Origin of the sequence: Pseudonocardia lacus (genome assembly GCF_018531445.1) — a bacterium.
Classification (GTDB): domain Bacteria; phylum Actinomycetota; class Actinomycetes; order Mycobacteriales; family Pseudonocardiaceae; genus Pseudonocardia; species Pseudonocardia lacus.
The window spans coordinates 1-3,787 of record NZ_JAHDTH010000372.1 but is presented as its reverse complement, the minus strand read 5'-3'; the positions used below and the strand labels follow the sequence as shown (position 1 = coordinate 3,787).

Here is a 3,787-nt window from a genome sequence, read left to right as displayed (position 1 = left end):
CCGGCGGCGACGAGCTCGTCGCCGCTGATCAGCGCGCACACCGCGGGCGTGGGGTGCACGCGGAGGGTGTCGTGGCCCAGCGCGGCGGCCAGGCCGAGCAGCGTCGGGCCGATGACCGTGCCCGTCGCCACCAGGTAGTCGCCCGCGGCGCACTCCTCGCCCACGGGGCGGATGTGCTGGCCCGCGATGGGGGCGGACGGGGCGCGCAGCACATCGCCGGAGCGCTGCGCGTGCTCCACCGGCAGCACCGCGTCGGTCGCCTTGGGCACCGGGGCGCCGGTCACCACGGCGCACGCCTGGCCGTCCTCCAGGGACGGGTGGGCCGTCTCGACGACCCGCCACGGCGGCTCACCGCGGACCGCGTAGCCGTCCATCGCCGAGGTGTCGGCCGTGGGCAGCGCCACCGGGGCCGTCAGCGGCTCGGCGAGCACGCCGCCCAGCGCCCGGTCGAGGGGGACCGAACGGGCCGGCAGTGCGGCCGCGGCGTAGTACGCGCACAGCCGCGCTTCGTCCCAGGACAGCCGCTCGCGCAGCGTCGATGGTTCGCTCGCGAGCTCGCTCATGCCCCCATCATCCACCGATCACCGCGGCCCGCCCGCCCGCGCGCCCCGCCCCGCCCCGGCATCTGCGGGAGGTGGGAGTGGGCGGGCGGAGCCGGCGATCACTGCCCCGGCGGCGGGATAGCCTGTCCGGGTGAGCGGTCGGGCGAGGGCATGGGGCATGGCGCGGTCGCTGGGCATGTACTACGGCGTGCCGTTCCGGGCCGGGCGGATGCGCCGCTTCTACTCCCACGTCGTCGAGCCGGGCTCGCTGGCCATCGACGTCGGAGCGCACGCCGGCAACCGGGTCCGCGCCTGGCGCAAGCTGGGGGCCCGGGTGGTCGCGGTGGAGCCGCAGCCCGATTTCGTCCGCCTGCTGCGCCTGCTCTACGGCCGCGACCCGGGCGTCACGATCGTGCCGGCGGCGCTGGGCCGCACCCCGGGCGAGGCCTCGCTGATGATCAGCGAGCGCACCCCGACGGTGACCACGATGTCCTCGTCGTTCCTCGACGACGTGCGCGAGGACCCGGGCTTCTCCTGGGTGCGCTGGTCGGCGGGCACGCCGGTCGAGGTGCGCACCCTGCAGTCGCTGATCGACGAGCACGGCGTGCCGGGGTTCGTGAAGGTCGACGTGGAGGGCTTCGAGGCCGAGGTGCTGGGCGGGCTGAGCACGCCGGTGAAGGCGCTGTCGTTCGAGTACCTGCCGGCCACCCGCGCCGTCGCCCACGAGTGCCTCGAGCAGATCGGGGAGCTGGGCCGCTACCGGTTCAACCGGGCGACCGGGGAGGACCACCGCCTCCTGCACCGCCGCTGGCTCGACGGCGAGGGCATGCGCCGGGTGCTGGCCGATTTGCCGCCCGACGCCCCCTCCGGCGACGTGTACGCCGTGCGCGTCAGTTCCTGATCTCGGCCCGCGGCTCGTCGCCGGAGCACGACAGCCGCAGCTCGACGCGGCGGCCGCCGGCCTCGAACCGGACCCGGCCGCGGTCCTCCTCGGCCTCGTCGTGGATGCGCCAGCCCTGGGCGGGCGAGGCGGTGACGACCTCGACGCGACCGTCCACGCAGCGGGCGACGACGGTCCCCCCGTCGGTGGGGAACGCCTTCGGCGCGGCGGCGGGCTCCGCCGCGGGAGCCGGGGGCGCGATGGGCGCCGCGGTCGACGGCGCCCCGGCCGCGGCCAACCTGCCCTCGACGTCCGACGGGCTGAGGACCTGCTGGTCGGCGCCCACGATGCTGACCCCGATCGCGCTCACCGCGGCCAGGCCGACCCCGGTGGCCACCACGACGGCACCGAGCCAGGCCAGGACGCCGGTGACGGTGCGGGCGGTGGGAGGCACCCGGCCAGCATGCCCGCCCGTTCGCTAAGGCGCGGCTAACGCACCGGTAGGGGTGGGCTGCGGTCCCCGCGCCGGCGGCCGCGGTGGCCTACCGTTCGCGCGTGGCCCAGGTGCTCCTCGTCGAGGACGATCCGGCGATCCGCTCCGCCCTGGTGCGCGGGCTCGGCGAGCGTGGCCACGCCGTGGCCTCGGCGCCGACCGCGCTGGCCGGTCTCGGGCAGGCCATGGCCGACCGGCCCGACCTGGTGGTGCTCGACCTGGGCCTGCCCGACATGGACGGCACCACCGTGCTGCGGATGCTGCGCGGGGCCAGCCGGGTGCCGGTGATCGTGGCGACGGCCCGCGACGACGAGGCCGAGATCGTCGCGGTGCTGGACGCCGGCGCGGACGACTACCTGGTCAAGCCGTTCAGCGCGGCCCAGCTCGACGCCCGCATCCGGGCGGTGCTGCGCCGCGGCGCCGTCTCCGAGGCCGACCCGACGGTGGTCGTGGGCGGGCTGCGGATCGACCCACGCGCGCAGCGGGCGCAGCTCGACGGCGTCGTGCTGGACCTGAGCCCGCGGGAGTTCGCGCTGCTGCACTACCTGGCGGCGCGCCGGGACCAGGTGGTGAGCAAGCGCGAGCTGCTGACCGAGGTCTGGCGGCTGCCCTACGGCGGGGCCGACAAGACCGTCGACGTGCACCTGTCGTGGCTGCGCCGCAAGCTCGGCGAGACCGCGCAGGAGCCGCGCTACCTGCACGCCGTGCGCGGGGTCGGGGTCAGGGTGTCGGCGCCGGACGGCCACTAGGGTGCGCAGGCGGCTGCTGGTCCTCGTCGCGGCGACGACGACCGTGGTGCTGGTGGCGTTCCTGGTGCCGCTGGCGCTGCTGCTGCGCACCGTCGCCGTCGAGCGCGCCACCCAGTCGGCCACGGACGCGGCGCAGACCCTGAGCACGCTGGTCGCCACCGCCGACCGCGCGCAGCTGGCCGTGGCGGTCGTGCAGGCCGACGCGGTCTCCCCGGCCGACATCAGCGTCCTGCTGCCCGACGGCGCGGTGCTCGGCTCGCCCGCCGCCCGCACGCCGCTGGTCCAACTGGCCGCTCGCGGGTTCAGCGAGACCGGCGACGTCGACGGCGGGCGGGAGGTCGTGATCGCCGTGGACAGCGGGACCGGCGCTTACGCGGTGGCCAGGGCGTTCGTCCCGGACGACCAGCTGGGCGCCGGCGTCGGGCGGTCGTGGCTGCTGCTGGCCGGGTTGGCGCTCGGCCTGCTCACGATCAGCCTGGTGGTCGCCGACCGGCTGGGCCGCAGGCTCGTGCGGGCCTCCACCGAGCTGGCCGCGGTGTCGCACCGGCTGGCCGCCGGCGACCTCGCGGCCAGGGCGGCGACCGACGGCCCCGGGGAGCTGGGGGTCGTCGCCGGGGCGCTCAACGGCCTGGCCGGGCGGATCGTGGAGCTGCTGCGCGAGGAGCGCGAGACCGTCGCCGACCTGGCCCACCGCGTGCGCACCCCGCTGATGGCGCTGCGCCTGGAGGCCGAGGCGCTCGCCGACCCGGACGACGCCGCCCGCGTCGGGGCGGGCGTGGACGGCGTCCAGCGGGCCGTCACGCTGGCCATCGAGCAGGCCCGCAGGCGCGGCTCGGGGCCGGGCGTGTCGTCGTCGGCGTCCTGCGACGCGGCCGCCGCCGTCCGCGAGCGCACGGCGTTCTGGTCGGTGCTGGCCGAGGACACCGACCGGGAGACGACGGTGCGGGTGGCCGACGGTCCGCTGCCGGTCGGCATCGGCCGGGCCGACCTGGAGGCGGCGGTCGACGCGCTGCTGGGCAACGTCTTCGCCCACACCCCCGACGGCACGGCCGTGGAGGTGGTGCTGGAGCCGGCGGCGGGCGGGGGCGCCGTGCTGGGCATCGGCGACGCCGGGCCGGGGCTG

5 protein-coding genes are annotated in these 3,787 nt (G+C 77.2%); 3 read left to right on the top strand and 2 right to left on the bottom strand.

Annotated elements, in window-relative coordinates; all coding sequences use genetic code 11:
• Positions 1 to 563: MoeA family protein (locus KIK08_RS37940; protein ID WP_491063196.1), on the bottom strand; the 563-nt coding region annotated here is incomplete at its 3' end.
• Positions 564 to 693: 130 nt separating this feature from the next.
• Here KIK08_RS37940 and KIK08_RS37935 point away from each other — a divergent pair.
• Positions 694 to 1,443: an FkbM family methyltransferase gene (locus KIK08_RS37935; protein ID WP_308258150.1), complete on the top strand. Its 750-nt coding sequence runs from the start codon at positions 694 to 696 to the stop codon at positions 1,441 to 1,443.
• On the opposite strand, the gene KIK08_RS37930 is transcribed toward KIK08_RS37935, so the two are convergent.
• Entirely contained in the window at positions 1,433 to 1,876 is a 444-nt protein-coding gene (locus KIK08_RS37930; protein ID WP_214408142.1) for a hypothetical protein, read from the bottom strand. The two genes, KIK08_RS37935 and KIK08_RS37930, sit on opposite strands and share 11 nt — an antisense overlap.
• A gap of 101 nt (positions 1,877 to 1,977) precedes the next feature.
• On the opposite strand from KIK08_RS37930, the gene KIK08_RS37925 reads away from it, so the two are divergent.
• Positions 1,978 to 2,664 (top strand): response regulator transcription factor, encoded by a 687-nt coding sequence (locus tag KIK08_RS37925; RefSeq protein ID WP_214408141.1) that lies wholly within the window; start codon positions 1,978 to 1,980, stop codon positions 2,662 to 2,664.
• Position 2,665: 1 nt separating this feature from the next.
• On the top strand, positions 2,666 to 3,787 hold a 1,122-nt coding region (locus KIK08_RS37920; RefSeq protein WP_214408140.1), incomplete at its 3' end, for a sensor histidine kinase.